Below are 26,058 nucleotides of genomic sequence, written 5' to 3'. Positions count from 1 at the left end.
CTATTTCACACTTAATTTGCATTTGCTTCAGTTTTTGGAATCTCTGACAGGACTGTTGACTGGCTTTCAACAGCTTTCCCCTGATCCCAGCTAAAACGGCGAATCACAGGCTTAGTCCCTGAGAGGCGCACTTCAATAAATTCTGGTTTAAAACCTTTAGGCATGGTCCAGCGACCAGTCAAACGTTCGTAATTGTCAAAATTAAAGTTTTTATCTTCAAGCGGCACGACCAGAATTTCAGTACCCTTAATCAAGCGCAGTTCCACTGTACCAGAAGCACGATTTTTGCCTGGGCTGACCTGAACCAGATCAATCTGGTATTCGAAGGCATTATCAGGCAATGCCTTAATCCCCAGATGTTGAACTGTCAATGCTAAACCACCGCGTTGACGCAAGATCTCGCGGTAGATCGTACCAACGCTTTCAGCCTGCTCCTGGGCATCACGCGCCTTATTTGCAGCCAGATAAAGATCATTGGCATTGCTAACGGCCAAATCACGTTCCTGAACCGCTGTATTCAGAGATTTATTCAGTGTTTCCAGACTAGTTTTCTGTTTTTGTACCACTTCAACCAGTTGTTCCGCATCCGCCTCAAAACCTACCGCAGTCAAACCTTGCCGATGCCCGACCGTATAGCCCAGCAAGCCACTACCCAGAATCAACACAGCAGCACCGATTACCAAAGGTGTATTGCCTTTCATCAATGGTTTCTTTGTAGAGGGTTCCTGGATCGTCATGTTTGACTCATTATTCGGCATTTTGATCTCTGTATACTTTGTTCAAGACACACATTTAAATCCAAATCTAAATGTGTGTGAAGTTCTAATACGTTTTTTATGGTAATAAACCAATATTATTCAAGCCTGCATTTTCTGCAAAGCCAAACATCAGGTTCATGTTCTGTACTGCCTGACCAGCTGCACCTTTGACTAGATTGTCCTGAGCCACCAGAATCACCAGCTTGGTTGGTTGTGGTTTGTATAGTGCAATACGCAACTGGTTAGCACCACGCACCGAACGGGTTTCTGGTGAACTGCCTGCTGGCATTACATCAACAAACTGTTCATTGGCATAGAACTGCTCGTACAGTGACTGCAAGTCAGCTGCCTGACCTGCTTCAGTCAAATCGATATAAATCGTTGATAACATCCCACGAATCATCGGCACCAGATGCGGCACAAACAGGATATGGTCAAACACGCCTTTTTGACCTGAAATATTTTCTAATGCTTCTACGATTTCAGGATGGTGACGGTGGCCCGCAACGCCATAAGCCTTAAAGTTATCAGCATTTTCAGAATAGATCATGCCCAGGCTGGCTTTACGGCCTGCACCTGATACCCCAGATTTTGCATCGATAATAATGCTTTCTGGTTTTACCAAAGCTTCTGCCGCCTTTAAAACTGGTGCCAAACCAAGCTGAACCGTCGTTGGATAACAGCCCGGATTACCAATTACACTCGCCTGTTTGATCTGGTCACGGTTAAGCTCAGACAGACCATAAACAGAATCTCTTAACACTTCTGGGCAAGCATGTTCCATGCCATACCATTTTTCGAACTGTGCCAGATTTTGCAAACGGAAATCCGCTGCAAGGTCAATTACCTTGGTATTGGCAGCAACAAGTTCTTCAGCATGTTTCATGGCAACGCCATGTGGTGTCGCGAAAAATACCACATCACATGATTTTAATAGATCAAGGCTGAGATCAGAAAACTGAAGATCCGTATGTCCACGCAGACTCGGGAACATATCGTCAACACGACGGCCTGCTTCAGTACGTGATGTCAGTGCTTTAACCTCTACATTCGGATGTCGCAGTAATAGACGTAAAAGTTCAACGCCTGTATAACCTGTACCACCCACAATACCCACTGAAATCACGATGATTACCTCAAACTAGATGTTTCCTTTATGGGCTGTAGTATGACAGGAACTTGAGGTTTTCTAAACTGTTTCACTAGGGATTGATGGTTTTTTATTTACCCTTTTATTTTGAGTGTTTTTAAAAAATTTGAGAGGATGATACCTATTGCTTAGGCTATTTGGAAGTAAATAAATACTATCCTCGTTCCTTTAAAGATATTCTTAAGCTGCCCACCAATATGGCATGACAGTATTTTTCAGAATTTTACGGTGAATTAAATAATTTGGATCATGCTTTGCTACCTCTGCCCAAAATCGTGGACTATGGTCAAAATGCCGGGTATGGGCCAGTTCATGCACACATAAATAACGCACGATTTTTTCAGAAAATAAAATGATGCCGCTATTTAGCATAATGTCATGTTTGGCCGAACAACTGCCCCATCGTGTTTTCGGCTGGCGAACATTACAAATGTTAAATGATAATCTTGTTTCTTGACTTACTTTGTTCAGATAAACAGACAGCTGCTCTTTGGCATAAGAAATAATAAAAGCTTTTAAATATCCTTCAGGATTTCGATCACTAATCGACAACTGTAATATTTCAGCATCAAAAAGGAAGTTCTGCTTCTGACTTTGATAAACAATCTGAATGGGTGAAGTCTGATTAAAAAGCTGCAATTCTGCTGGTAAAGATCTATCAATACTTTGATTTTTTTCCTGCTGCAATTTCCAGGTTTTGAGTAGCCAGCTTTCCGCTTGGTCAATAAAATTTTGAATCTGTTTTTTGCTACAAAATACAGGTGCGGTTAAACGGATTTGATCACCCTCTACACGCAGTCTGAGACGTGTTGAGCGAACATTTCGGGTGATTTGAATTTCGGGCAGGTCGTTTAGGATCATTTTTTATATTTAATCGTTATTTTACTAATCCCCCTCGATCCCCCTTTAATAAAGGGGGAAGTTCAAACTTATAGAAGTTTCGAGGAGCTTTATCAAATTAAAGACTTTTCCCTCCTTTGAAAAAGGAGGGTCAGGGAGGATTTCTTAAATCGCTGTACGCTCTTCAATACCATTATTGGTCGCAACAATCGCAATATCCGCTTTATTGATCGCGAAAATACCGTTACATACGACGCCTGGAATGTCATTAATCGTTTTTTCCAGCTCAAGCGCATTCAGAATATTCAGGTTATGCACATCCAAAATAACATTTCCATTATCAGTCACTACACCTTCACGGTAAGCAGGATCACCACCTAATGCCACCAACTTACGTGCGACTGCTGAACGTGCCATTGGAATCACTTCAACAGGTAATGGGAAATCACGACCCAACTGCTCTACCCATTTCGAATCATCGACGATACATACGAATTTTTTCGCAATCGACGCCACGATTTTTTCACGTGTAAGCGCAGCACCACCACCTTTGATCATGTGCATATGACGGTCAATTTCATCAGCACCATCGACATAGGCATCTAAACCGCCCACGCTATTCATATCAACCACTTCAATGCCTAATTTTTTCAGACGCTGTGCAGTCGCTTCAGAACTTGCAACAGCAGCTTCCAATTGCAGTTCTGGTAAAAGGTCAATTAAAAAGTTAACGGTACTACCTGTACCTACGCCTAAAATGCCCCCTTTTGGTAAGTGTTTTAAAGCCGCTTTGGCTGCAGCTTGTTTTTTCTCATCTTGGGTTGCATATAGACTCATGACATCACTCAACTAATTTGGACTTTTGCAGTAATTTTAAACCGCAAAGCCGTGTGGTTTGTTACAATAGAGTCTTATTTTAAACTGTTAGATGGAAAATTAACATGCTGTCTCGTTTGGTTCGACAAATTTTACAAGCAACGGTCTACGATGTTGCAATCGAAACCCCACTCGAAGCAGCGCCACGAATTAGCGAACGCTTAAATAATAACATTCGCTTTAAACGTGAAGATTTACAACCGGTCTTTTCATTTAAACTACGCGGTGCCTATAACCGTATTAGTCAATTACCGAAATCACAACTCGAACGTGGCGTTATCACAGCTTCAGCAGGCAACCATGCACAAGGCGTGGCACTGTCAGGGAAAAAGCTGGGTATTCGCGCGATTATTGTGATGCCAAAGACCACGCCCGACATTAAAGTCCAAGCAGTAAAACGTTTAGGGGGTGAAGTAGTATTACATGGTGATTCATTTGACGTTGCCAACAAATATGCCATTCAACGTGCCGAAGAAGATGGCATGACCTTTATTCCGCCTTATGACGACGAACTGGTGATGGCAGGTCAAGGTACGATTGCCAATGAAATCCTGCGTCAATGGCGCGATGTAGAATATGTCTTCGTTGCTGTTGGTGGTGGTGGCCTGATTGCCGGTGTTGCAGCGTACTTGGGAGATGTGGCTCCGCATGTCAAAGTGATTCCTGTGGAATATGATGAATCCGCGTGCTTAAAAGCGGCCTTAGAAGCCAATGAACGTGTGATTCTTCCATCTGTCGGTTTATTTGCCGATGGTACTGCGGTGGCACAAATTGGTGAAAAACCATTTGATGTGATCCGTCTGCAAAAATCAGATAATTCTGGCCCAATTGTTGAACCTGATGTGGTACTGGTCAATACCGATGAAGTCTGTGCAGCAATTAAAGATACTTATGATGAATGCCGTAGCATCGTAGAACCGTCAGGTGCAATGGCATTGGCCGGTATCAAAAAATATGTCGCTGAACACGGCATTCAAGGCAAAAACATCGTATCGATTGTTTGCGGTGCGAACATGAACTTCGACCGTCTGCGCTATATTGCCGAACGTACAGAACTCGGCGAACGCAAAGAAGCTATCTTTGCCGTAACTATTCCAGAAGAAAAAGGTTCATTCCTGAAATTCTGCCGTGCACTACAAGGCCGTAATATCACAGAGTTTAACTACCGTTCAAGTGATGCTTCTGCAGCTCAGGTCTTTGTCGGTATCAGCCTGAAAAATGGTGAAAAAGAACGTCAGGAAATCTATGAAAACCTGAAATTCGACTACGATGTTGATGATCTGTCTGATGACGAAGTCGCAAAACTACATATCCGTTACCTGATTGGCGGTCATGCCGATATTGAAAATGAACGCCTGTTCCGCGTGGAATTCCCGGAACGTCCAGGTGCCCTGCTAATGTTCCTGGAACGTCTTGGCCCAACGCATAACATCACCCTGTTCCATTACCGTAACCACGGCGCTGCAGAAGGTCGCGTACTGGTCGGCCTGGAAGCAGAAGATGCACAGCAAAATCCAGATGGTTTGATTGAGACATTGGAAAGCATTACTTATCCATATGAAGAAATCACCAACAACCTGGGTTATCAGCGTTTCTTGAAATAATCAGTTTGATATAAACCGCCTTTCGAGGCGGTTTTTTTATGTCCAGCTAAAAAAATGTATGAAGTATTTATGTAAGGCCAGATAGCTGAAAACTATAAAAATCTTTAAGATACGCACTTAGACATGAACTAATTTGAAATAAAAAGATTTAGGGAAATATGCATGGCATTATTTGCAGTCATTGGGCTGGGCAGCTTCGGTGCAACAGTAGCGACTCAACTGATCAGCCTGAAACATGATGTGATTGGAATCGATCTCGATAAAAAATATGTGGAAAATATTTCCGATCAGCTTACCCATGCGGTGATTGCCGATGCAACCGATGAGCATGTCCTGGATGAACTGGATATCCAGCGCTGTGAAGCAGTCGTAGTCGCGATTGGTGAAGATATTGAAGCCAGCATTCTGTGTGTACTGCATCTAAAAAATATGGGTGTAAAGAAAATTTGGGCCAAAGCCAAATCCAAAGCCCACCATATGATTTTGACTCATCTGAATGTCGAAAAAATTATTCACCCAGAAGAAGATATGGGCGTTCGTGTGGCACAATCACTCAGCTACCCGATGGTTAGCCGTTATATGTCACTTGAAGATGATCATTATATTGTCAAGATCGAGATTCATGCCGATCATCATGACACTCCCTTACACCAGTTAATGAGTCAGGTTCCCGAAATTAAAGTTCTTTTACATAAACGCGGCACTGAAATACAACATATCGTGGATCTTGAGCTGCTACTTAAGGAAGGTGACATTCTGGTGGTCGAAGGATTACTAGAGCCTCTACGCCGTTTGTCCAAGCATTTTAAGGCCATATGAAAAGCTCAAATTTAAACCAGAACAGGATTGTCAATCTCAGTCCACCGAGTCTGCTGGCCTTAGGTTTTCTCGGACTGATTTTTATTGGTTCTTTATTACTGATGCTGCCCTTTGCGCATCAAACTGAAATCAGCTGGTTAGAAGCGATTTTTACAGCAACTTCTGCAGTGACAATTACCGGGCTATCTGTGGTCAATGTTGGTGAAGCTTATACACCCTTTGGGCAGGTCGTGATTATGTTCCTGCTGCAATGTGGTGGCCTCGGTTTTATGACCTTTGCCATACTCGCTTTTATGAGTCTGTCACCTAAACTTGGTTTAAGACAGCAAGTGATGGCACAGGAATCTATTGGCCAGACCAGTTTGAAGAAAGTCAGTTTTACCATTAAAGCGGTATTCCTATATTCCCTGTTTTTCGAAGCCATTGGCACCCTAATTTTAACCATGGCGTGGCTGGAAGATTATCCTTTTGGTGAAGCACTGTTTTATGCGGCTTTTTATAGTGTTTCTGCGTTTAATAATGGCGGATTTTCCCTTTTCCCCAATAGCTTGATGAGCTTTTCCGGCCAGTATTTCGTGACCTTTACGATCAGCATGCTGTATATCATTGGCGGGATCGGTTTTCTGGTTCTGATGGATGTAAAACAGAATAAAAGCTGGCGCAAGCTTAGCCCGAATAGCAAGCTGATTCTAACGACGATTATGGGCCTTAACCTGAGTGCTTTTATTGTACTCTGGCTATTAGAAGCCTCTAATCCACAGACTTTAGCGCTGATGAGTGTAGGTGATCAGGCACTCAATGCCTGGTTCCATGCCACTGTTCCCCGCTCTTCGGGTTTTTATAGTCTGCCCATGGACCAGATGAGCGATGCCTCAAGTCTAGTCACCATTTTTTTAATGTTTATTGGTGGCGGTTCCTTAAGTACGGCGGGCGGAATTAAAGTTGGTACCTTTATTATTGTGGTGATCAGCGTAATCAGTTTTCTACGCCGTGAAGATGAAATCCGCTTGTTCAATCATTCTATTTCTGAGAAAACTACTTTTAAAGCCTTAGCGGTTGTGTGTATTACTGCAGGTCTGGTCATGACCGGTTTTATGAGTTTACTCATTCTAGAACCCGATCATGATTTTTTAGATTTGCTGTTTGAGGCGGTTTCTGCCGCCTGTACAGTTGGATTAACACGTGGTGTCACTGGAGAATTGCAGCCAGCGAGTTTAATCATTCTGATGCTGATGATGTATGCGGGTCGTCTAGGACCTTTGACCCTTGCCTATTTAATTGCAACACCGAAGAAAAGCCGTCTTAAACATCCGCCTTCAGAAATTCAGATTGGTTAAGATTTAAATGAATAGGTATAAGCAAAAAAACCACGCCTAAGCGTGGTTTTTTACATGAAACAGATTAGTACCAATTCATTAAGGATACACCCAAGCCCACATAGGTCGCACGGTGATTATAATCAATCAGACTTTCACCATAACCATCAAAGAGCTGGAATTGACCGCGTAGACGCCCACTGATCGGAAATGACCAGTCAAACTGGACTGCACCACGGTTATCATCTCCACCTTTTAGCGTATGACGCAACATCAGGGAAAAATCGTGGGCATTATGACGATAAAATGCAGTTAAATCCCCACGCCCGATATAGTTTTTAATCTCGGGATTATTGTCATCAGCCCGGTCTTCTTCAATACGATACCAAGGGCGCAGCATCATGGCGAAGTTGTCTTTTTCAAAACCGAGATTCAGCATTACCCGGTTCCAGCTACGAGATAATGGATCGGAACGGCCATTAGACTGGTGATTAAGCGTCAATCCCAGCATACGCCAGTTCAAACCAAACAGATCATAATTGGTACGGAAGATCAGGCTGGCTTCGGGCTCATAATTGGTTTCACGAAATGGTCGGGACTCTTCCGAGTTATACACCTGCCAACGTGAAGACTGGGTATAGCCCAGCCAGAGATCACCGTTATCACCCAGAATATTTTCAACCGCCTTGGTTTTTAAAGATAACTGGAATTTCCCTTCAATCGAGGTCAAATTCTGGTCTTCTTTAACCGTGTTATTTGGGTTTTCGCTTTGCGGAAACTCGTTTTTCTTGGAAGTCCAGAATCCTGGCATCAGATAAATCGGCTGATAGGAACGGATATTCCAGGTACCCAGTTTACTTTCTGGCGACAATTCCCAACGGCTATCCAGCAAGGATAAAGCCGGAGTCAGCTTTGATCCTTCAGAAGCATAGATATTGGAAACGGTCTGTTCAATTTTCGCTTTGAGGTTGTCGGGTTCGGGCGCAATTTCTATGGCTGCACGCCGTTCAGAAACAATATCAGGCTTACTATCGGCCGGTATTTTAAATACCGCATCATAACAGGCCAAGCGTTCTGAATTGGTTTCAACCGCAGAGCAAGCCTCAGCCGTTGCCGGCATCGGACTACTCGCTACAGTTTTATCTTCCGCATTAACTTGCGTCCCAACTGCACAGCCAAGCAAAACGCCTAGCTGCAAAGTTGAGCGCTTAATAGAATTAAGCGCCATCCTCTATCCTCATTGTTTTTATTTATTGAACTTGCTGAATTGTAAAGCCGAGTTGTTCTAAAGTTTCTCGTTTGGCAAATGGCGCAACCACCGCTTTTGAAGCTTGCTGTTCAACCAGATAAGTCTGTGCGACACGTTCCAAATCATCTAAAGTGACATGCAACAAACGTTCCCGAAGCTGTTTATGGAATGCTGGCGTACGTTGATGCAGGTAGGCATAACAGGCTGTAATCGCTTCACCTGCTGGTGACCCCGGTTTGTCCATACTGGCAATTAAACCCAAGATGGCTTCTTCCAGCTGATGCGGTTGTTGAGGTGCGTTAAGCAACCATTGGATACTTGCATCAAAGTCCTGGAAAGTCTCTGCTAAGCGTGGATCGCGATAACTATAGAAGCGGAAAGAACATGCATTTCCGTCATAGCTTGCGCCACCACCATAAGCACCGCCTTTTTCACGGATTGCGCTATGCAGATAACCATTACGCAAGTAGCCTGCCAATACCATCAAGGCAGCAGCATCAGGATGTGAAACTTCTACCGCAGGATAAGCTGCTGCACAGAACTGCACATTAGTCTGAATCAACCAGGCTTCATCATTGCTATGATTAACTTTTTCAACCTGAGTCAATTCTGCAGGTGCAGTATTCACTTCCAGTTTGTCCCACACGTTTTGAATTTCTTCAATCAGACGCTCAGACTGCTGTTCTTCACACACCAACAGGAATTGTTTTGGCGCTTGTAGCAAGACTGCATGAATGCGTTTTAATTCCTCAATCATGGCGTCATAAGCTGCTGGATCTTTTTCAGCGTGATTGACCAAGTTAATCAGCCAGTTCAAGGCACCCAGACCGGTATTATGATAATCACGCAAGGCTAGAGCACTATGCTGACGTGATGCTACTTGCATCGCATAGCTATGACCAGAACCGGAAATACGCGACTGCCAGCGAGTTTTACGCTGTTGTAATAACTCAATAATACGGCCTTTTTCATCAAAGCGTAGCTGCTCGAAACCGATTTTTAACAGACGGATCGCATCCAGATGGCTAGCCAAAGATTTAGTCGTTAAAGTTAGCCACGCACTGATCTTGTTTTTGTCATCCACTTTAGAACGCAATGAAGCGCCCATGCCCAGACCACCACTGACTGCTGTTTGCAGTTGCTGGAATTGCAGGTAATCATATTCACCCGCACCAACTTCACCCATTAAAATAGACAACAGGTTGAAATACGGTGATTGCACCACTTCATCTGGAATTTTCACCAACACCTGTTGGTAATAAATCCCATTGGTACCTGCATGATAAAGATTCAACGGCGTATCTACGCGGTTACAGATAATCTCACGCAACTGGCCTTGAACAATCTGCAATTCCGCAGGCACATCTTCCAGACCCACCTTAGGTAACAGATTCAAATCATCTGGAGTATCTTGGCGGATATTTAACGCTTCAGTTTGAGCATTGATCTCTGCTTTTTGCTCTTCAGTTAAAGCTTTACCAATTTCAGCCAGACGTGCTTTTTCTTCTTCCGCTTCTTTGGCAGATTTAGTTGCATCTGGAACTAAAGTCAGTTGAACACGGTGCGGGTTATCTAAAAGATGATCTTTAATCAGATTCGACAGCCACATTGGATCTTGCAACTCTTCTTTTACTGAAGCAATTGCAGAGTCCACATCCCAGACTTCAACTGGATCACGATGGTGAATTGCACTGCTTAAGCCGCTTAAAATCAGGCTTAGACCATACGGTGTACCATCACCATTGATTTCACGCTGATGCAATTCGATCTGATGTAGGATCGCATCTACTGCCTGTTGATCAACAGGTTTAGAGGCAACTTCTTCCAGAACTTTGAAAACTCCGTTTTTGAATTCTTCAGCATGTTCAGGGTTTGAACCTTGAACCGCGCAGTAGAAGGTCATTTCAAAGTTGGAATCATCTACGCCCATGAATGGGCCAGTTGACTGTGCATAACCACAGGTTTCCAAGTAATGACGTAAGGGAGATGCTGAATCTTCCAGCAAAATCCCTTCTACGAGACGCAAGCCTAAACGTAACTTGATATCACTCGCTTCTGGCAATAACCATGACAATACGTGATAAGTCTTGTCCTTCAGATCTTCCCCATCAACTGCATAGGTTTCTGTCACATTGAGTGGCGCAGTTAAACGGGTTTCTGGTATTGAATAAAGTGTTTCACCTTTTTCAAATTTAGACAGCGCCAGATTTTCAAACTGTTCCTGTAACTCAGCAGCAGATTTATTACCAAAGGTCATAAATACAGCATTACTTGGGTGATAATGCGTTTTATAGAAGTTCACCAGCTCTTCATAAGTCAGGTCTGGAATATCTTTAGGATCGCCGCCTGAGTTGTAGTGATAAGTGGTGTCCGGGAATAAGTGATGTGCCAAAGTATGATAAAGCTGATCTGAAGGTGAGCTCATTGCCCCTTTCATTTCATTAAATACCACACCTTTATATACCGGTTCTCCATTTTCCAGTTCAATACGGATGCCTTCCTGAGCAAAATCCAACGGATTCAGGTTCGCAGCGAAAGCCGCATCCATATACACTTCTAATAAGTTCTGGAAGTCTTTATCATTTTGAGTTGCGAATGGATAAGCCGTCCAGTCTGCCGCTGTAAAGGCATTCATAAAAGTATTAAGCGAACGGCGAATCATCAAGAAGAACGGATCACGTACCGGGAATTTTTCTGAGCCGCACAGTGCGGTATGTTCCAGAATGTGCGCTTCACCTTTTGAATCCATTGGCTGGGTGCGAAACGCAACCAGAAAAACATTTTCATCGTGATTGGTCGCCAGATGATAATGGGTGGCGCCAGTCACTTTATGCTTATATTCAGACACTAAAATGTCTAAAGCTTCAACATGTTGTTGACGTACCAACTGAAACGCAGGATGTACAGTTTGAGAAATGGTTTCAGTGACATCTACAGTCATGCGATCTCCTAATGCTTAAATTAAAAAATTATTATTCGCATTATAGCTGTAGTTGTTTGAATTATTCACGCAGAAAACCGAGGATTTTGATCGAATTAAGTAAACCTGATCATCTGATTTTTAAATGATCAGGTTTGGCAATGATCTCTAGATCATATACTTGAAATAGTTATAACTCGGGTGGTTTTCAACAAAGACATAGTTCTGTTTTTGATAGAAACTGGCGGCCAGTTTGGTATCGGTCTGTAAACAAAGTGCTGAATAAAATGGTCGTGCCAACTGCTCCAGATAAGCTAGAAGCTGCTTACCTACACCATGTTGACGATATTTTGGATGCACATAGAAGCGACGTACCCGGCCAATTCTTTCTTCAATGCCGTTATCGCCCCATTGCTGGTTTAAGCCGCCACAGGCAATCAGTTTATTGCCATCATAGGCACAGGCCAGAAATTCATTATTTTGACTGAAACAGTTTTTTCCAGTGCGGTATTCTTCAATTAACTTATCAATCAGGTCATAACCTTCTTTACGCGCCAGTGTCGCTAAAGTGTCAATCTGATCAGGGAGCTGCTCGGCTGTTACAATCTTAATATCCATATACCCACACTGTTTTAGATGATTGTTCAAATGTCGCACCAGTATAACTGCTTGGTACTCTAATCTTATAAATAAAATCCAACCTTTAAATCAATGGCTGCACTCGCTACCGTTTAAAAATAAATCAATTCTTAGACCAAAGATTCAAGCTGAATAAGTTACAGTATTTTTTAAAGTATTCTGAAAATGTTTCAGTGAACTACAGCAAACCCGAGCAATCGTGTAAACTTAGCACTTTCATTTTTAATGTGATATTTGGATATGTCTACTGTTGACCTTTTTGCGATTGGCAATGCGCTGATTGACCAGGAATTTAAAGTTTCTGATGAGTTTTTAACTGCACATCACTTGCAAAAAGGCACCATGCAACTTGCGGATGGTGAAGCTCAGGCTACTCTGTATCAAAACTTAAAAGCAACTCAAACTTATAAAGGTCAGGCTTCAGGCGGTTCAGCAGCCAATACTACAGTTGCATTTGCAGCTTTGGGCGGCTCTGCATTCTATGCCTGCCGTGTCGGTAATGATGATTTGGGTCATATCTATCTGCATGGCTTAAATGAAGCTGGCATTAAAACTACAACCCAATCGATTAGTGAAGGCGTAACAGGTACCTGTATGGTTCTGGTCAGCCCAGATTCTGAACGTACCATGCATACCTATTTAGGTATTACTGCTGAACTCACAGATGAACAGATTGACTTCCAGCCTTTAACAACTGCTAAATGGCTCTATATCGAAGGTTATCTATCCACTTCCGAAACAGCACGTCAGGCCGTAAAACAGGCGCGTGAAATTGCCAAAGCCAATAGGGTTAAAATCGCATTTACCCTTTCTGATCCTGCGATGGTGCAATATGCCCGTGCCGGTCTGGATGAAATGATTGCAGATGGCGTTGATCTCTTGTTCTGCAACCAGCAAGAAGCATTGATGTATACCGAAACAGATACCATCGAAGCAGCTCTGGCTAAACTCAAGGAATTAAGTCAATACGTTGTCATTACAATGTCAGCTGATGGTGCGCTTATTTCCAATAATGGTGAAACCTTTACTGTGCCGGGCCGTGCTGTAACTGCAGTGGATGCCAATGGGGCTGGCGATGCTTTCGCGGGTGCTTTTTTATATGCACTTAATGCGGGTCTTGGCTTAAAAACAGCAGCAGAACTGGCAATTTTGGTGTCTAGTCAAGTGGTAGCGCAATTTGGGCCACGACTGGCGGTTTCAGAATACACAGCATTATTAAAAGATGTTCTTAAGGAATGTGCTTAATGTTTAAAATTTGCATGACTGACGATATTCCAGAGCGTGAAGCACGCTCTTTTGAACTTCCGAATGGGGATACAATTTTTATTACCCAGCGTGATGGTTCGTTTTATGCTTACCAGAATATTTGTCCACATTTACAGGTAGAACTGGAATTTCTGGAAAACCAGTTTCTGGACCGTGATCAGGAATTTATTGAATGCTCTACTCATGGCGCGCTGTTCGTAGTCGAAAGCGGTGAATGTATTTCTGGACCTTGTCAAGGCCAATCACTTGAAAAAGTTGATATTACCGTGCATTCTGATGGCGGAATTTATCTTTCAGAATAATAGCTAAAACGGATTTTGCCATGCCTGAGTTTTTACTTAACTATAACCTGATGCCATTTCATCTCAGTTTATTGTTCATCATTCTGCTTGGCGTGGCAAAAACAGTTGCCTTCTATTTTAAGCTTAAACCCAGTCAACTCCTGGAACGCATTTCTCCATATGACTTTCAGAATGTTGAATGGCTAAATGTCAAATTTTCCAAAACCCTGATTGTTTTTTTCTTCCTGATGAATTTTAGCTTTTCCGGCTATTTTCTTCAGTTTCTGATCTATTCACAGGAATATCATTTCTTACCTGCCTATTACATCATTCTACCGGCATTGATCATTGCGATTTTCTTTACCGTATTTATGATTCATTGTCTGGATCAGGTTATTCCACCTAAATATAAAAAGAATGATGTAAACCTATTAGGCCGTTTAGCTACAATTTCAAGCGGTAATGCCCGTCCTGGCTTTTCTGCCCAAGCACGAGTTCGGGATGAGTATGGTCAGTTACACTATGTTCAGGTTGAACCTGAATTTGGCGAACTGGAATTTCAGTCTCAGATTATTTTAATCCGTCTTAGAAAATCGCATTATGTGGCCAAGAAGATCTGTAAATCCAACCGACTCTTTAGCTTGAATCTGGAAGAAGCTTAAAGAATTCAATAGAAAAAATCCCGGCTAAAAGTCGGGATTTTTTATTGGATAGATAGATTTATTTTTTAAACAAGCCTGAGACCATATTCAATACATTCTGAATATCATTATTGGCTTCCTGCTTGCTGGTTTGCTCACCTTGTGGTGTCAGTGAATCAATAATCTGCGGCAAGACCTGAGAAATGGCGCTATAGACATCCTGTTTAGGCACATGGGTCTGTTCTGCGACCTGTTCTACTTCCTGGTCATCAAACAGGTTTTGTACCTGCTGCGGATCGACATTGGCATTTTCACCCGGGCCAGTAGAGACCCAGTCATCAACCTGGCTATTTAAACCTTGTCCTTTGAGCTTATCCAATGCTCCTTGCAAACCGCCCTGTTTCTGAATCCAGGCCAAGACCAGTGGCAAGACAGCAATCAATAAAGTCTTTGTTGTTGAACTGCCACCCAGTCCAGAACTTGGTCGAGCGGAAGATTGGCTCCCACCGCCGAGCTGGCTGAGTACAGAACCTAAAATTGCACCTAGGCCATTTTGCTTGTTTTGCTGTTGTGAGTTTTGATGCTGCTGATTTTGATTCTGGTTTTGCTGATTAGCATTATTGATATGACCCAATACTGATCCAAGAATATCTGCCAATCCCCCTTGCTGGGATGAACGCTGCTGGGATTGAGCTTGGTTATTTCCTAAAGCTTGCTTGGCCAGCATTTCTACAATACTACTAAGATTGGTCATAACTCATTCCTGTATACGCCTTCTCTACAGAATAGAGTGTGAGTTCATATTTTCCATGCAGGATTTTGTTAATATTTGCAATACTGATATAAGTCCTTCCTAGCTTTCCAATTTTACCAGCGATATTTATCCCAGTTTTCAGGGTTAGCCCAGAATTTAGAGTTAAACCAGTCTGGCACATGTTTATAAGTTAAAATATTGAATTGCCAGAGTGCAAAATCCGCCCCATGAACCGTCTTGTCAATCAACTGGGTCAGACCTAAAGACCTGAGCAGTTTTTCATCCTGCAAGCGACTCACCACAACCAGACGTTTTGCAAATAAATCACGCATTTTAACCAGAATTTGACTCTTCTGCTGTTCTGACAATGCTAAGGTTTCAGGAGTGTCCAGCATCACTACTGCCAGGTCATAACGCTGTTGAAAAGGCAGATTTAAAACCTCAGATACGTTAAAATAGTGCCATTGAATAGATTGCTGAAACTGAGATTGGGTTAAATCCTGCCCGATACAAATAGCAGTATGAATTGGCTGTTCTTTGGCGAAGTCGTCTAGCATTGAAGTGATGACATTCTGTTCAGCCATGACTGCATCCTTATGATTTAAGTGAGTAATTTTTTATGGAACTTCAGGGCATTTGCCATAAAATGCACGTCGGTCTTACAGACCTTAGTGTAACTGATCAAAATACCCAGCGGGCAAATGTTGAATATAAATTAATATTAGATGGATCAGAAATTAACCTTCCATTCCAGTTAGGTCAGGAAATCGAGATTGAATGGACTGGAAATATCTATTGTGTTTCTTGCGGCAAAAAAACTTCTAAATCATTCTCACAAGGCCACTGTTTTAAATGTTTTAAAACTAAAGCGTCATGTGATATGTGCATCATGAAACCAGAAACCTGCCATTATCATTTAGGCACTTGCCGGGAAGATGAGTTTGCACAGAATGTCTGCTTCCAACCACATATTGTTTATCTGGCCAATTCTAGTGCTTTAAAAGTCGGAATTACCCGGATCAATCAAATGCCGACTCGTTGGCTGGATCAGGGTGCAACTCAAGCCCTTCCTATCATGAAAGTGGGTTCTCGCCGTCTTTCCGGTAAACTGGAAGTGATGTTTGGTACCCAAGTCGCAGATAAAACCGACTGGCGTAAATTACTCAAAGGTGAAGCGAAACCTTTAAATCTGATTGAAGTTCGCGATCAGTTGATTGAAGAATTTGCACCGAAAATCCAAACTATCCGTGAAGAGTTTAATCAGAATTTGCAGTTTAATGAGAATATTGAAGTTTTAGATAAGGAATTACCACGTGAGTTCATCTATCCGATAGAGCAATATCCAGAAAAAATCAAATCTCACAATTTAGATAAAACTCCAGTGATCCGAGGCAAACTACAAGGGATTAAAGGCCAATATCTGATTCTGGATACTGGTGTGATTAATATCCGTAAATATACAGGTTATGAGCTAATTTTTAGAGCGGAATAAAATGACCGGATTTCAGAAGAGAGTTATATGCTCTCTTCTTATTTTGGATATTATTTCTTACTTAAGAAAATAAAAAACCAGCCCGTAGGCTGGTTTTTTAAAAGCGAATCTTATTTGATTTTTGCGTGAGATTTTAAGTAACGCGTATAATCATCAAATTCTTGTTGACCACGAAGCTGTTGATACAATTTCACCAGCTCACTACGTTGCTCTGCACTTAAAACATCGATCGGATTTTTCTTCACTTCAGAAACTGCCACAACCACCAATTCATTTGGCATATTTGCTGTCGTTACTGACCAGTGACCTGCTTTAGGCGCTGGCACGCTAAATGCTGCACGTTGTACATCACGCTTAAGCAGACCTTCTGCGCGTGTATAGATGCCTGCATCTTCAAATACCAGTTTACCTTTCGCAACGGATGCTGCAGGCTTGGTTTTAAACTCATTCAATGCAGTTTGAACTTCAGCTTTGGCCGCAGCAAATGCTTTATCTTGAATCAGTTTCGCTTTTACTGCTGGTTTAGCTTCTGCCAGTGTCTGCTCCCCTGCTGCATGATAATTGCGAACTTTTACCCAAGCCACATCACCATTGGCTAACTGAATGCTTGAAGATGCATTACGGTCGCCATTTTTCACGTCATCGTTAAACAGTTTAACTTTGACAGCCGCATTACTTAGCAATGGATCACGTGTCGCAAGGGTCACACCATTTGCTTTCTGAACCTGAACGCCCTTCACTTCCTGAGCAACAACATCCAGCGAGTCCGCACTTACGACCATGTCATTCAGACTGTTTACCGTATCAGAGAATGCATTAGATTTTTTCGCTGTCAATACTTCTTCAGATAAACGTGCTTTTTGAGATTCAAACGATGGAACTGCTACATCAGGCAGTTGGACTGAAATAATATGGTAGCCATAATCCGTTTTAACAGGCGCTGAAACTTGACCAGATTTTAAAGATGCAACAGTCTGATCAAATGTAGTACCGAACACGCCTTTTTCATAGACAGCGATAGCACCACCTTTAGATTTAGATTCAGGATCTTCAGAGTATTGAGCTGCTGCTTGTGCAAAAGTGGTACCAGCTTTGATTTTAGCTGCAATTTCGTTTGCCAGTTTTTTGGCTTCAGCATCGCTACGGCTATCTGCAGTCACTAGAATATGTTTAACCTCTGGTTTCACATTCTGCTTCTGGTCAGCCACAAATTTATTATAAGCTTCCTGCAATTCTGCATCAGTGACGGCTACATTGGCAGTATCAATATTGCTCGGCTTGATCACCACATAATCCACATCAACGCTAGTCGGTTGCTTGAACTGGGATTTGTGCTTTTCATAATATGCTGCAATATCAGCTTCTGATACTTTTACTGCTTTTTTATAGCTGTCCAGATTCACGCTAGCGATATGAATATGACGCTGTTCAGTTTGCAGATCTGCAATTTGCTGCATCTCAACCGGACTGACCAGTGGATAATCCATAAAAGTAGAAGACAGCATTTTCAGTGCATGATCTTTACGTAAACTTTCTACTAAAGCATTGTTAGTCATGCCGATTGATTTCAGGTAATTTTCATATAAAGCATTAGAAAATTTGCCATTCTCCTGGAAAGAAGGTTGCTGAGAAATCATTTGTGCAATTTGTTGGTCACTCAGGCTAATCCCGAGTTTTTCAGCCTGTTGCAAGAGCAATGTACGCGCAACCAGGGTATCCATCGCTTTTTGATCGATGAAGCTTTGATTTAATAAGGTTTCATCACCATTGGCATAACTTAAGTATTGTTGTTTGAATGATTTTGTCAGTGACTCTAATTCTTGTTTAGAGATATCAGTTCCATTGACTGATTTTGCTGCATCAGAATTCCCGCCGCTAAAATATCCTTCAATACCTACAAGCGCTAAAGGGGTTAAAAACAGAACGAGCAAGACCTTGCCCAACCAACCCTTAATAACTTTACGAAAAGATTCCATAAGTATTCCAATATTTTATTTGCAGAGGATTTTAACCGAAAAAACCCATTGAATGAATGTGTTAATCAAAACAATTAAATCTATCAATAAAAAACGCGCCAAAGAAGGCGCGTTTTAGGATTGAAGCAGCTTAAGCAACAGCGTCTTTTAAGCCTTTACCTGCTTTGAAGCTAGGTACTTTGCTTGCTTTAATTTCAAGAGTAGCACCAGTTTGTGGATTACGGCCAGTACGTGCAGCACGCTCTTTAACGCCGAAAGTACCGAAACCAACTAGAGTTACTGTATCACCCGCTTTTAAAGCTTCAGTAACAGAAGCAATTGTAGCATCTAAAGCTTTACCTGCGTCAGCCTTAGATAATCCCCCTTTCTCTGCAATTGCATCAATTAATTCTGATTTATTCATGAAAACTACGTCCTCTTAATATCGTTTATTTAAGGTCCAAGAATTTGTTTAAACTACCATAACGCCTTTATAGCAATGCTTTAGGTATAAACGCAATACTTATAAACCTCTTTTTTTTCAAAATATATGCGAAAAAAACATTGAATTATGAAGAAAATCATTTTGTGTGTATTTTTTCCGATAATTCTTTCTGTATTTTTTCTTGCTGCAAGGTCAATTCATCAACCTTGGCATGCAACTGAAGAATTAAACGCTCCAGATGTTGTACATCCTTCAGTGTGACTAATCCTATACGATTCAAGGAATGATGAACAGAGTTGTCGATCAGTTTTTCAACCTTATCTTTGGTATCTGTCACAGATTCGCGTGCTTTTTCGGAGACTTTTTCCACAGTTTGATCTGCAATATCGACTGTTTTGGATTCTAGCTCTTCTCCGACCTTGACCAGCGAGTCAAACAGTTTATTGCCTTCTTCCTCTGCCCGGGAAAATGCCCCAAGGCCAGCCAACCAGATCTGCTTGGTATATTTACGAAAATCCAGCATTGAACGTCGCTCTGAAGCAGACTTTGACTTACTCTTCACTGGTTTTTCAATCAATTCCTGATCTGTATCTTGTGTCGTTTTTGTTTTATCCATGTACACGACTCCTGCTTATTTTCTATGCAAATATCATAAAATTATCTACAAAATCACCGCATAATAGCAAATTAAGGGCTTGATAGATTTGCTAAACTGTTCTACAAAGCACTTTATTTCAAGTCTAATTTGATTTAACCCTGAAATCTTTTACTCAGCAGGATGCTTTTTCATTTTAATTTTCAGGTAAGGATTGGTTTTATATATGAGTGAATCGCAACAAAGTCAAAATCAACCACATTTGTTGCTTACGATGACTTTAATCGTTTTAGAAACAATATTCACGTTCATTCTCAAACATGACCGTGTTGTTGCTCTTCAGGCGAAGAAGTTTGTAGATGAGAATATTACAATAAAAATCAATAGTTATATTCCATATTTTGATTTCTATGTTCAGTTTACCAAAGACGGGCTGTTATTTGACTATAAAGCACCAGGCAGAGTTATTGATCTGGATGTTCGCACTACTTTAATGGATCTGATTAAGATCTTTATCTTTGGCAATCGCAGAAGCATTCGTGCAATGCGAATTGACGGTAATCAGGTTTTAAAAGACGAGTTCCGTGATTTACTGACTTTATTTGCCTTACCTAAAGTATTGTCCGACTGGAAACACTGGTTATCTGAACCACCGGCAGATGAGACCGATATTGTTTCATCAAGAAAACGTATTGCGCCTTTATTAAAGAAAATTGAAGATCAGCGTTCTAAAATTAATAGCCTGCAAGTTGAAGTTAAACAGTATCGCAACCGCATTAAACGTATGGAACGCCGTCAAAAGCGGATCAATATGGTCTTTAGTATAATCACAGTACTTTTGATTGCGTTATTAGTGTATAATTGGATCAGCGCGTAATTCTTTCATTTTCAGAAAATTAAATACGCTCGCCATTCACAAAAATAACTTGACTAATTTAGTCGGGATTCATAAAATCTACACATCTAGTCTAACCATGTGTATCGAATCATGCGCCTAACCACTCGCGGTCGCTACGCAGTGACTGCTCTACTTGATTTAGCTTTGCAGCCATCTGAACAAACGATCACGCTTGCTGAAATTGCAGCACGTCAAACTATTTCTGTTGCCTATCTCGAGCAGTTATTTGCGAAACTAAAACGTCATGGTCTAGTTTCGAGTGTTCGCGGTGCCAATGGTGGATATCATTTAGCACGCAGCGCAGATGAAATTACTGTGTTAGCAATTATTGAAGCTGTAAACGAAACAGTTGATGCGACTCGCTGTGACCATAAAGGCAACTGCCAAAATGGCGCGATGTGCTTGACTCATGATTTATGGCAAGAACTCTCCCACCACATTGCCGATTATCTCGCAAAAATCACCCTTGCTGACCTTGTAGCCCGTGACAACGTACAAACCGTGTCATTACGCCAAAATTCAGCAAACATTGATTCAGCCCTTTTATCGGTTACAGGTATTTGACATGAAACGTCCGATTTATCTTGACTATGCAGCAACAACTCCGGTAGATCCTCAAGTTGCAGAACGTATGATGGAATGCTTAACTTTCGAAGGCACCTTCGGTAATGCAGCATCTCGTTCACATGCTTATGGCTGGCAAGCGGAAGAAAAAGTTGAATACGCCCGTGAACAAGTGGCGAATTTAGTAAAAGCTGATCCGCGTGAAATCGTATGGACTTCAGGTGCAACTGAATCTGACAACCTTGCATTGAAAGGTGTGGCTCAGTTCTATGCATCTAAAGGCAAACACATCATCACTTCTAAAATTGAACATAAAGCAATTTTGGATACTTGTCGTGAGCTAGAGTCTGAAGGTTTTGAGATTACTTATCTTGAGCCGCAACCAAAAACTGGCTTAATTACCCCAGAAATGGTTGAAGCAGCGATTCGTCCGGATACCATTCTTGTTTCCCTGATGATGGTAAACAACGAAATCGGTACGACAACTGATGTTGCTGCGATTGGTGAAATCACCCGCGCGAAAAAGATTTTCTTCCACGTTGATGCTGCACAGGCTGCGGGTAAAGTTGAAATCGATCTTTCTCAATTGAAAGTCGATTTGATGAGCTTCTCTGCACATAAAATCTATGGTCCTAAAGGTATTGGTGCCCTGTTCGTACGTCGTTCACCACGTGTACGTCTAAAAGCACAAATGCATGGTGGCGGTCATGAACGTGGTATGCGTTCTGGTACTCTTGCAACTCACCAGATCGTTGGTATGGGTGAAGCATTTGAACTTGCAGGCAAAAATTTACAGTCTGAACAAGCTCGTTTACGTGTCCTTCGTGACAAGCTTTGGAATGGCTTACAAGGTCTTGAACAGGTATTCCTGAACGGTCACCCAACTCAAAACGTTGCAAACTACTTAAACGTAAGTTTCAATTTTGTTGAAGGTGAATCATTGATGATGGCACTGAAAGATGCAGCCGTATCTTCAGGTTCAGCATGTACATCTGCAACACTTGAACCATCTTATGTACTTCGTGCATTAGGTCTTTCTGATGAGCTTGCACACAGTTCGATCCGCTTCAGCTTTGGTAAGTACACCACTGAAGAAGATATCGATCACGTTTTAAATATCACTAAAGCTGCTGTTGAGAAATTACGTGAACTTTCTCCGCTTTGGGATATGTACAAAGAAGGTATCGACCTTTCTACAGTTGAATGGGCTGAGCACTAATTTTTGACTCTGAGATAGTTGTATTTACACTGCTATCTCATTGATAAAAAATTTTTAATCCCCATATTTATATTAAGGCTGACCCCGAGTTTTGGAGAAGCAACATGGCTTATAGCGAAAAAGTAATTGATCATTACGAAAACCCACGTAACGTTGGTGTTTTAGACAAAAATGCAGAAAACGTTGGTACTGGTATGGTCGGTGCACCTGCTTGTGGTGACGTAATGCGTTTACAGATCCAGGTAAATGATGAAGGCGTGATTGAAGAAGCACGTTTTAAAACTTATGGTTGCGGTTCTGCAATTGCATCCAGTTCATTAGTGACTGAATGGTTAAAAGGTAAAACCTTAGACCAAGCACAAGCAATCAAAAACATTGATATCGCAAATGAATTGGCTCTTCCACCAGTAAAAGTGCACTGCTCTGTACTGGCTGAAGATGCAATTAAAGCGGCTGTTGAAGACTACCGCAACAAGAAGTCTAAAGCTTAATCATTCGTTTTTTGAAGAAAGATTCACGGAGTTTTCATGATCCACTTAACTGAAAATGCAGCAACTCATATCAGCAATTACCTCAAAAGTCGCGGTAAGGGTGAAGGCATTCGTGTTGGTGTGAAAACTTCAGGCTGTTCTGGTCTTGCTTATGTTCTTGAGTTTGTCGACGAAGTCGATACTCATGACCAGGTCTTTGAACAGTTTGGTGTTAAAGTTTTCGTAGATCCAAAAAGTCTGGTGTATCTCGAAGGTCTAGAAATGGACTACGTAAAAAACGGCTTGAACGAAGGCTTCGAATTTAACAATCCAAATAAAAAAGGCGAATGTGGTTGTGGTGAGTCATTCACTGTCTGATTGCAGCAATAATTCTCTTTTTTCAGCATTAAAACAGTGTGAAATACACTGTTTTAATTGCATTTAGGCAGTTATTTTAATTGTCATCAAGCTTAATCATTTTTGCATATTAATCGCGGACTCTATCTCCCATGAATCATTTTGAGTTGTTCAATCTTCCTGTAGCACTCGATATTGATTTAGCCACTTTAAAAGCAGAGTTTTTAAAGTTGCAGCAACAATATCACCCCGATAAAGCTGAAGATAAAGATCAGGCTTTGATTAAATCAAGCGAGATCAACCAGGCATTCAAGGCTTTGTCAGCGGTTGATAGCCGTGCAGCTTATTTACTGTCTTTAAAAAAACAAGACTATCATCTGGATCAGTCTATTAGCGATTTTGAATTTCTTCAGGATGCGCTGGAAATTCGCGAACAATTAGATGAAGCCTCATCGGCTGAAGATCTTTCCTCTCTGAAAGTTGAAGTTCAGCAATGGATTGATGGTCTGGTTCGTGAGTTCAAAATCGACTATGAAGATGAAGACTGGAGTGAAGCTCGCGATACCGTGCGTAAACTGCGTTTCTTTGTTAAAGTCATGGCAGACATCGACAAAGCGGAAGACCGTTTCCTAGATGATGACAGCTTTGATCTTGATGATGAATTTTAATTTTTCTATTTAATTTTAACGTGCAAAGGATGTAACACTATGGCTCTCTTGCAGATTGCAGAACCAGGTCAATCAAGTGCACCACATGAACACCGCATTGCGATTGGTATCGATTTAGGCACCACCCACTCTTTGGTTGCCACGGTTCTTTCAGGTCAAGCCAAAGTACTCAAAGATGAACAAGGTCGTGTGTTACTTCCTTCTATCGTTCATTATGCAGCACAAAGCACTGAATATGGCGATGACGCCAAACCTTTTATTACCACCGATCCTAAAAATACGATTGTATCCGTAAAACGTTTTATGGGTCGCTCCCAAGCAGATATTAAATTCCAGCATCCTTATGCCTTGGTGGGCGAAGCGAATGAAATGCCGGCATTTGAAACTGCGCAAGGACGTAAAACGCCAGTTGAGATTTCTGCGGAAATTTTAAAGCAGCTTAAAGAACGTGCTGAAGCCAGCTTAAAAAATGAGATTAATGGTGCCGTGATTACGGTTCCTGCATACTTTGATGAAGCACAACGCCAGGCAACACGTGATGCCGCGCAACTGGCCGGTTTAAACGTTCTGCGTTTATTGAATGAACCAACGGCTGCTGCGGTAGCTTATGGACTGGATCAGGAAACTAACTTGAGCACAGATCGCAACTATGTGATCTATGACTTGGGCGGCGGTACCTTTGACGTTTCAATTCTGCGTTTCTCTCAAGGTGTGTTCGAAGTATTAGCGACTGGCGGCCATACTGCTCTGGGTGGTGACGATCTGGATCGCCTGATTCTAAAATGGGCTAAAAAACAGCTTAATATCGAAACCCTAGATGATGCTGAATATGCGCATTTCATTACTGCTGCGCGTAAAGCTAAAGAAGCATTATCTAATGCTGACTCAGTTGAATTAAAGCTGCTTGACCAAAGCCTGACTTTAGATCGTCCGACTTTTGAAGAAATCATCAAGGTTGCTTTGGATAAAACCATCAGCGTATGCAAGCGTGTCATGCGTGATGCCAAGCTGGAACTTGATGATATTCAGAATGTGGTGCTTGTAGGTGGTTCTACCCGCTCGTATGCCGTGCAAAAAGCAGTACGTGATGTATTTAACCAAGAACCTCTGTGCACCATTAACCCGGATGAAGTAGTTGCGATTGGTGCGTCAATTACAGCGAATCAGCTCATTGGCAACAGCAAAGATGGATCATTATTATTAGATGTGACTCCACTTTCTCTTGGTCTGGAAACTATGGGCGGTCTGGTTGAACGTCTGATTTCACGCAATACCGCAATTCCAGTTGCACGTCGCCAGGAATTTACAACGTATCAGGATGGCCAAACCGCTATGCTGATTCATGTGGTACAAGGTGAACGTGATCTGGTAGAACATTGCCGTAGCTTAGGCCGTTTTGTCCTGCATGGTATTCCACCAATGACCGCAGGTCAGGCACGCATTGAAGTGACTTTCCAAGTGGATGCGGATGGCTTATTAACCGTTTCTGCCAAAGAAATGACTTCAGGTGTGACTGCACAAATTGATATCAAACCATCTTACGGTCTGTCGAGTGAAGATACTGAACGTCTGCTGTTAGAAGGTTATCAGTTTGCTGAAGAAGATAAGAATCTTCGTCATTTGCAGGAAACCAAGGTGGAAGCACAACGTGAACTTGAAGCACTGGTTCAGGCATTGAAAGTAGATGCTCAATTGATGAATGAACAGCAATTGGCAGAACTGACTGCTGCGCAAGCACGACTTGAGTCCGAGCTACAAGGCACAGATATCAAAGCCATTGAATCTGCAGTAGAACAGCTTAAAATACATAGTGATGCATTTGCTGCTCTGCGCATGAATCAACATATTGATGCTGCCCTTAAAGGCACTAAACTCGACGATTGGTCAAACTCAAACTAATTTAAGGTAAAGACTATGCCACGTATTAAAGTTCTTCCACATGCGCAAATTTGCCCTGAAGGCGCTGAGTTTGAAGTTGAACAAGATGCCAATCTATGTGAAAGCATGCTGAAAAACGGAATCAAGATTGAACATGCGTGTGATATGTCATGTGCATGTACCACTTGCCACGTAATTGTTCGTCGCGGTTTCGACAGCCTTGAAGAAATGAATGATGTCGAAGCTGATCTGCTCGATCGTGCTTGGGGTTTAGAGCCTGATTCCCGTCTGTCTTGCCAAGTGAAGATTGTGGATGAAGATCTGGAAGTTGAAATTCCAAAATATACCATCAACCATGCTTCAGAAAATCACTAAGATTCTGCAATCAAAAAACCACGCTTAGG

Annotated in this window: 27 protein-coding genes; 15 read left to right on the top strand and 12 right to left on the bottom strand. The window is 41.9% G+C overall.

Features of this window, described 5'->3' with window-relative positions; translation table 11 throughout:
- Nucleotides 1-11 precede the first annotated feature (11 nt).
- The 4 genes from FTV12_RS02900 to rpiA form a co-directional block, all read right to left on the bottom strand.
- Entirely contained in the window at nucleotides 12-758 is a 747-nt protein-coding gene (locus FTV12_RS02900) for a DUF6776 family protein (RefSeq protein WP_179992340.1), read from the bottom strand.
- Between the two features lie 76 nt (nucleotides 759-834).
- Nucleotides 835-1,890, bottom strand: a complete 1,056-nt coding sequence (argC, locus tag FTV12_RS02895; protein WP_179992352.1) for an N-acetyl-gamma-glutamyl-phosphate reductase — start codon at nucleotides 1,888-1,890, stop codon at nucleotides 835-837.
- Nucleotides 1,891-2,088: 198 nt separating this feature from the next.
- Nucleotides 2,089-2,769, bottom strand: coding sequence for a M48 family metallopeptidase (locus FTV12_RS02890; protein ID WP_179992339.1), 681 nt, complete (start codon nucleotides 2,767-2,769; stop codon nucleotides 2,089-2,091).
- Between the two features lie 144 nt (nucleotides 2,770-2,913).
- Nucleotides 2,914-3,585: a ribose-5-phosphate isomerase RpiA gene (gene rpiA, locus FTV12_RS02885; RefSeq protein ID WP_159122734.1), complete on the bottom strand. Its 672-nt coding sequence runs from the start codon at nucleotides 3,583-3,585 to the stop codon at nucleotides 2,914-2,916.
- A gap of 104 nt (nucleotides 3,586-3,689) precedes the next feature.
- Here rpiA and ilvA point away from each other — a divergent pair, with 104 nt between their 5' ends.
- The 3 genes from ilvA (at nucleotide 3,690) to FTV12_RS02870 (ending at nucleotide 7,384) form a co-directional block, all read left to right on the top strand.
- The gene (gene ilvA, locus FTV12_RS02880) at nucleotides 3,690-5,228 is read left to right on the top strand and encodes a threonine ammonia-lyase, biosynthetic (protein ID WP_179992338.1); all 1,539 of its coding nucleotides are present in this window, start codon (nucleotides 3,690-3,692) and stop codon (nucleotides 5,226-5,228) included.
- Between the two features lie 162 nt (nucleotides 5,229-5,390).
- Nucleotides 5,391-6,047 carry a TrkA family potassium uptake protein gene (locus FTV12_RS02875; protein WP_104426160.1) on the top strand — a complete coding sequence of 219 codons (657 nt, stop codon included), beginning with the start codon at nucleotides 5,391-5,393 and terminating at the stop codon, nucleotides 6,045-6,047.
- A complete protein-coding gene (locus tag FTV12_RS02870; RefSeq protein WP_159122737.1) occupies nucleotides 6,044-7,384 on the top strand; it encodes a TrkH family potassium uptake protein in 1,341 nt (446 codons plus the stop codon). Before FTV12_RS02875 ends, FTV12_RS02870 begins: the two co-directional genes overlap by 4 nt.
- A 64-nt stretch (nucleotides 7,385-7,448) precedes the next feature.
- On the opposite strand, the gene FTV12_RS02865 is transcribed toward FTV12_RS02870, so the two are convergent.
- The 3 genes from FTV12_RS02865 to FTV12_RS02855 form a co-directional block, all read right to left on the bottom strand.
- Nucleotides 7,449-8,591 (bottom strand): phospholipase A, encoded by a 1,143-nt coding sequence (locus FTV12_RS02865; protein WP_179992337.1) that lies wholly within the window; start codon nucleotides 8,589-8,591, stop codon nucleotides 7,449-7,451.
- Between the two features lie 22 nt (nucleotides 8,592-8,613).
- A complete protein-coding gene (locus FTV12_RS02860) occupies nucleotides 8,614-11,553 on the bottom strand; it encodes an insulinase family protein (protein ID WP_179992336.1) in 2,940 nt (979 codons plus the stop codon).
- 147 nt (nucleotides 11,554-11,700) lie between these two features.
- The gene (locus FTV12_RS02855; RefSeq protein WP_034170350.1) at nucleotides 11,701-12,150 is read right to left on the bottom strand and encodes a GNAT family N-acetyltransferase; all 450 of its coding nucleotides are present in this window, start codon (nucleotides 12,148-12,150) and stop codon (nucleotides 11,701-11,703) included.
- A gap of 261 nt (nucleotides 12,151-12,411) precedes the next feature.
- Here FTV12_RS02855 and FTV12_RS02850 point away from each other — a divergent pair, with 261 nt between their 5' ends.
- The 3 genes from FTV12_RS02850 to FTV12_RS02840 are packed head-to-tail and all read left to right on the top strand — an operon-like array spanning nucleotide 12,412 to nucleotide 14,380.
- Nucleotides 12,412-13,416, top strand: coding sequence for an adenosine kinase (locus tag FTV12_RS02850; protein WP_166136667.1), 1,005 nt, complete (start codon nucleotides 12,412-12,414; stop codon nucleotides 13,414-13,416).
- A 14-nt stretch (nucleotides 13,417-13,430) separates the two neighbouring features.
- Nucleotides 13,431-13,739, top strand: coding sequence for a Rieske (2Fe-2S) protein (locus FTV12_RS02845; protein WP_373684488.1), 309 nt, complete (start codon nucleotides 13,431-13,433; stop codon nucleotides 13,737-13,739).
- A 20-nt stretch (nucleotides 13,740-13,759) separates the two neighbouring features.
- Nucleotides 13,760-14,380: an OB-fold-containig protein gene (locus FTV12_RS02840; RefSeq protein ID WP_179992335.1), complete on the top strand. Its 621-nt coding sequence runs from the start codon at nucleotides 13,760-13,762 to the stop codon at nucleotides 14,378-14,380.
- A gap of 58 nt (nucleotides 14,381-14,438) precedes the next feature.
- Here the strand turns inward: FTV12_RS02840 and FTV12_RS02835 are convergent, their stop codons facing one another.
- Complete coding sequence (locus FTV12_RS02835; RefSeq protein WP_179992334.1) at nucleotides 14,439-15,113, bottom strand: YidB family protein; 675 nt, start codon at nucleotides 15,111-15,113, stop codon at nucleotides 14,439-14,441.
- Nucleotides 15,114-15,226: 113 nt separating this feature from the next.
- Entirely contained in the window at nucleotides 15,227-15,697 is a 471-nt protein-coding gene (locus FTV12_RS02830) for a DUF6231 family protein (protein WP_004786043.1), read from the bottom strand.
- A 35-nt stretch (nucleotides 15,698-15,732) separates the two neighbouring features.
- Here FTV12_RS02830 and FTV12_RS02825 point away from each other — a divergent pair, with 35 nt between their 5' ends.
- Complete coding sequence (locus FTV12_RS02825) at nucleotides 15,733-16,605, top strand: DUF2797 domain-containing protein (RefSeq protein WP_179992333.1); 873 nt, start codon at nucleotides 15,733-15,735, stop codon at nucleotides 16,603-16,605.
- A gap of 110 nt (nucleotides 16,606-16,715) precedes the next feature.
- Here FTV12_RS02825 and FTV12_RS02820 read toward each other — a convergent pair whose 3' ends face one another.
- From FTV12_RS02820 to FTV12_RS02810, 3 genes are all read right to left on the bottom strand, one after another.
- A complete protein-coding gene (locus FTV12_RS02820; RefSeq protein ID WP_180025371.1) occupies nucleotides 16,716-18,581 on the bottom strand; it encodes a SurA N-terminal domain-containing protein in 1,866 nt (621 codons plus the stop codon).
- A 130-nt stretch (nucleotides 18,582-18,711) separates the two neighbouring features.
- The gene (locus FTV12_RS02815) at nucleotides 18,712-18,984 is read right to left on the bottom strand and encodes an HU family DNA-binding protein (RefSeq protein ID WP_004786051.1); all 273 of its coding nucleotides are present in this window, start codon (nucleotides 18,982-18,984) and stop codon (nucleotides 18,712-18,714) included.
- A 157-nt stretch (nucleotides 18,985-19,141) separates the two neighbouring features.
- Nucleotides 19,142-19,621 carry a phasin family protein gene (locus FTV12_RS02810; protein ID WP_034170344.1) on the bottom strand — a complete coding sequence of 160 codons (480 nt, stop codon included), beginning with the start codon at nucleotides 19,619-19,621 and terminating at the stop codon, nucleotides 19,142-19,144.
- A 205-nt stretch (nucleotides 19,622-19,826) separates the two neighbouring features.
- Between FTV12_RS02810 and FTV12_RS02805 the strand changes: the two genes are divergently transcribed.
- The 8 genes from FTV12_RS02805 (at nucleotide 19,827) to fdx (ending at nucleotide 26,029) form a co-directional block, all read left to right on the top strand.
- Entirely contained in the window at nucleotides 19,827-20,477 is a 651-nt protein-coding gene (locus FTV12_RS02805; protein ID WP_104426168.1) for a hypothetical protein, read from the top strand.
- 111 nt (nucleotides 20,478-20,588) lie between these two features.
- On the top strand, nucleotides 20,589-21,062 hold the full coding sequence (locus FTV12_RS02800) for an Rrf2 family transcriptional regulator (RefSeq protein WP_004786058.1): 474 nt from the start codon (nucleotides 20,589-20,591) through the stop codon (nucleotides 21,060-21,062).
- A gap of 1 nt (nucleotide 21,063) precedes the next feature.
- A complete protein-coding gene (locus FTV12_RS02795) occupies nucleotides 21,064-22,281 on the top strand; it encodes an IscS subfamily cysteine desulfurase (RefSeq protein ID WP_166136649.1) in 1,218 nt (405 codons plus the stop codon).
- A 104-nt stretch (nucleotides 22,282-22,385) separates the two neighbouring features.
- Nucleotides 22,386-22,772 (top strand): Fe-S cluster assembly scaffold IscU, encoded by a 387-nt coding sequence (iscU, locus tag FTV12_RS02790; RefSeq protein WP_004786061.1) that lies wholly within the window; start codon nucleotides 22,386-22,388, stop codon nucleotides 22,770-22,772.
- Between the two features lie 36 nt (nucleotides 22,773-22,808).
- Nucleotides 22,809-23,129: an iron-sulfur cluster assembly protein IscA gene (iscA, locus tag FTV12_RS02785; protein ID WP_004786063.1), complete on the top strand. Its 321-nt coding sequence runs from the start codon at nucleotides 22,809-22,811 to the stop codon at nucleotides 23,127-23,129.
- Between the two features lie 131 nt (nucleotides 23,130-23,260).
- Complete coding sequence (hscB, locus tag FTV12_RS02780; RefSeq protein WP_104426170.1) at nucleotides 23,261-23,776, top strand: Fe-S protein assembly co-chaperone HscB; 516 nt, start codon at nucleotides 23,261-23,263, stop codon at nucleotides 23,774-23,776.
- 39 nt (nucleotides 23,777-23,815) lie between these two features.
- Nucleotides 23,816-25,675 carry a Fe-S protein assembly chaperone HscA gene (hscA, locus tag FTV12_RS02775; protein WP_179992329.1) on the top strand — a complete coding sequence of 620 codons (1,860 nt, stop codon included), beginning with the start codon at nucleotides 23,816-23,818 and terminating at the stop codon, nucleotides 25,673-25,675.
- A gap of 15 nt (nucleotides 25,676-25,690) precedes the next feature.
- Entirely contained in the window at nucleotides 25,691-26,029 is a 339-nt protein-coding gene (gene fdx, locus FTV12_RS02770) for an ISC system 2Fe-2S type ferredoxin (protein ID WP_034702567.1), read from the top strand.
- Nucleotides 26,030-26,058 lie beyond the last annotated feature (29 nt).

It is taken from the genome of Acinetobacter sp. YH12233 (genome assembly GCF_013417725.1).
Taxonomy (GTDB): Bacteria; Pseudomonadota; Gammaproteobacteria; order Pseudomonadales; family Moraxellaceae; genus Acinetobacter.
Note: the sequence above shows the minus strand (reverse complement) of the source record. Positions and strands in the feature narration are given on the sequence as shown.

What these genes read in the sequence shown, in the direction of transcription:
- iscA (WP_004786063.1), top strand. Translation starts at nt 22,809, where the DNA reads ATGATCCACTTAACTGAAAATGCAGCAACTCATATCAGCAATTACCTC.
- FTV12_RS02800 (WP_004786058.1), top strand. Translation starts at nt 20,589, where the DNA reads ATGCGCCTAACCACTCGCGGTCGCTACGCAGTGACTGCTCTACTTGAT.
- FTV12_RS02900 (WP_179992340.1), bottom strand. Translation starts at nt 758, where the DNA reads ATGCCGAATAATGAGTCAAACATGACGATCCAGGAACCCTCTACAAAG.
- FTV12_RS02855 (WP_034170350.1), bottom strand. Translation starts at nt 12,150, where the DNA reads ATGGATATTAAGATTGTAACAGCCGAGCAGCTCCCTGATCAGATTGAC.
- FTV12_RS02810 (WP_034170344.1), bottom strand. Translation starts at nt 19,621, where the DNA reads ATGGATAAAACAAAAACGACACAAGATACAGATCAGGAATTGATTGAA.
- hscA (WP_179992329.1), top strand. Translation starts at nt 23,816, where the DNA reads ATGGCTCTCTTGCAGATTGCAGAACCAGGTCAATCAAGTGCACCACAT.
- FTV12_RS02860 (WP_179992336.1), bottom strand. Translation starts at nt 11,553, where the DNA reads ATGACTGTAGATGTCACTGAAACCATTTCTCAAACTGTACATCCTGCG.
- ilvA (WP_179992338.1), top strand. Translation starts at nt 3,690, where the DNA reads ATGCTGTCTCGTTTGGTTCGACAAATTTTACAAGCAACGGTCTACGAT.
- FTV12_RS02840 (WP_179992335.1), top strand. Translation starts at nt 13,760, where the DNA reads ATGCCTGAGTTTTTACTTAACTATAACCTGATGCCATTTCATCTCAGT.
- hscB (WP_104426170.1), top strand. Translation starts at nt 23,261, where the DNA reads ATGAATCATTTTGAGTTGTTCAATCTTCCTGTAGCACTCGATATTGAT.
- FTV12_RS02825 (WP_179992333.1), top strand. Translation starts at nt 15,733, where the DNA reads ATGGAACTTCAGGGCATTTGCCATAAAATGCACGTCGGTCTTACAGAC.
- rpiA (WP_159122734.1), bottom strand. Translation starts at nt 3,585, where the DNA reads ATGAGTCTATATGCAACCCAAGATGAGAAAAAACAAGCTGCAGCCAAA.
- FTV12_RS02845 (WP_373684488.1), top strand. Translation starts at nt 13,431, where the DNA reads ATGACTGACGATATTCCAGAGCGTGAAGCACGCTCTTTTGAACTTCCG.
- FTV12_RS02815 (WP_004786051.1), bottom strand. Translation starts at nt 18,984, where the DNA reads ATGAATAAATCAGAATTAATTGATGCAATTGCAGAGAAAGGGGGATTA.
- FTV12_RS02835 (WP_179992334.1), bottom strand. Translation starts at nt 15,113, where the DNA reads ATGACCAATCTTAGTAGTATTGTAGAAATGCTGGCCAAGCAAGCTTTA.
- FTV12_RS02850 (WP_166136667.1), top strand. Translation starts at nt 12,412, where the DNA reads ATGTCTACTGTTGACCTTTTTGCGATTGGCAATGCGCTGATTGACCAG.
- FTV12_RS02805 (WP_104426168.1), top strand. Translation starts at nt 19,827, where the DNA reads ATGAGTGAATCGCAACAAAGTCAAAATCAACCACATTTGTTGCTTACG.
- iscU (WP_004786061.1), top strand. Translation starts at nt 22,386, where the DNA reads ATGGCTTATAGCGAAAAAGTAATTGATCATTACGAAAACCCACGTAAC.
- FTV12_RS02865 (WP_179992337.1), bottom strand. Translation starts at nt 8,591, where the DNA reads ATGGCGCTTAATTCTATTAAGCGCTCAACTTTGCAGCTAGGCGTTTTG.
- FTV12_RS02820 (WP_180025371.1), bottom strand. Translation starts at nt 18,581, where the DNA reads ATGGAATCTTTTCGTAAAGTTATTAAGGGTTGGTTGGGCAAGGTCTTG.
- FTV12_RS02830 (WP_004786043.1), bottom strand. Translation starts at nt 15,697, where the DNA reads ATGGCTGAACAGAATGTCATCACTTCAATGCTAGACGACTTCGCCAAA.
- FTV12_RS02795 (WP_166136649.1), top strand. Translation starts at nt 21,064, where the DNA reads ATGAAACGTCCGATTTATCTTGACTATGCAGCAACAACTCCGGTAGAT.
- FTV12_RS02875 (WP_104426160.1), top strand. Translation starts at nt 5,391, where the DNA reads ATGGCATTATTTGCAGTCATTGGGCTGGGCAGCTTCGGTGCAACAGTA.
- FTV12_RS02890 (WP_179992339.1), bottom strand. Translation starts at nt 2,769, where the DNA reads ATGATCCTAAACGACCTGCCCGAAATTCAAATCACCCGAAATGTTCGC.
- fdx (WP_034702567.1), top strand. Translation starts at nt 25,691, where the DNA reads ATGCCACGTATTAAAGTTCTTCCACATGCGCAAATTTGCCCTGAAGGC.
- FTV12_RS02870 (WP_159122737.1), top strand. Translation starts at nt 6,044, where the DNA reads ATGAAAAGCTCAAATTTAAACCAGAACAGGATTGTCAATCTCAGTCCA.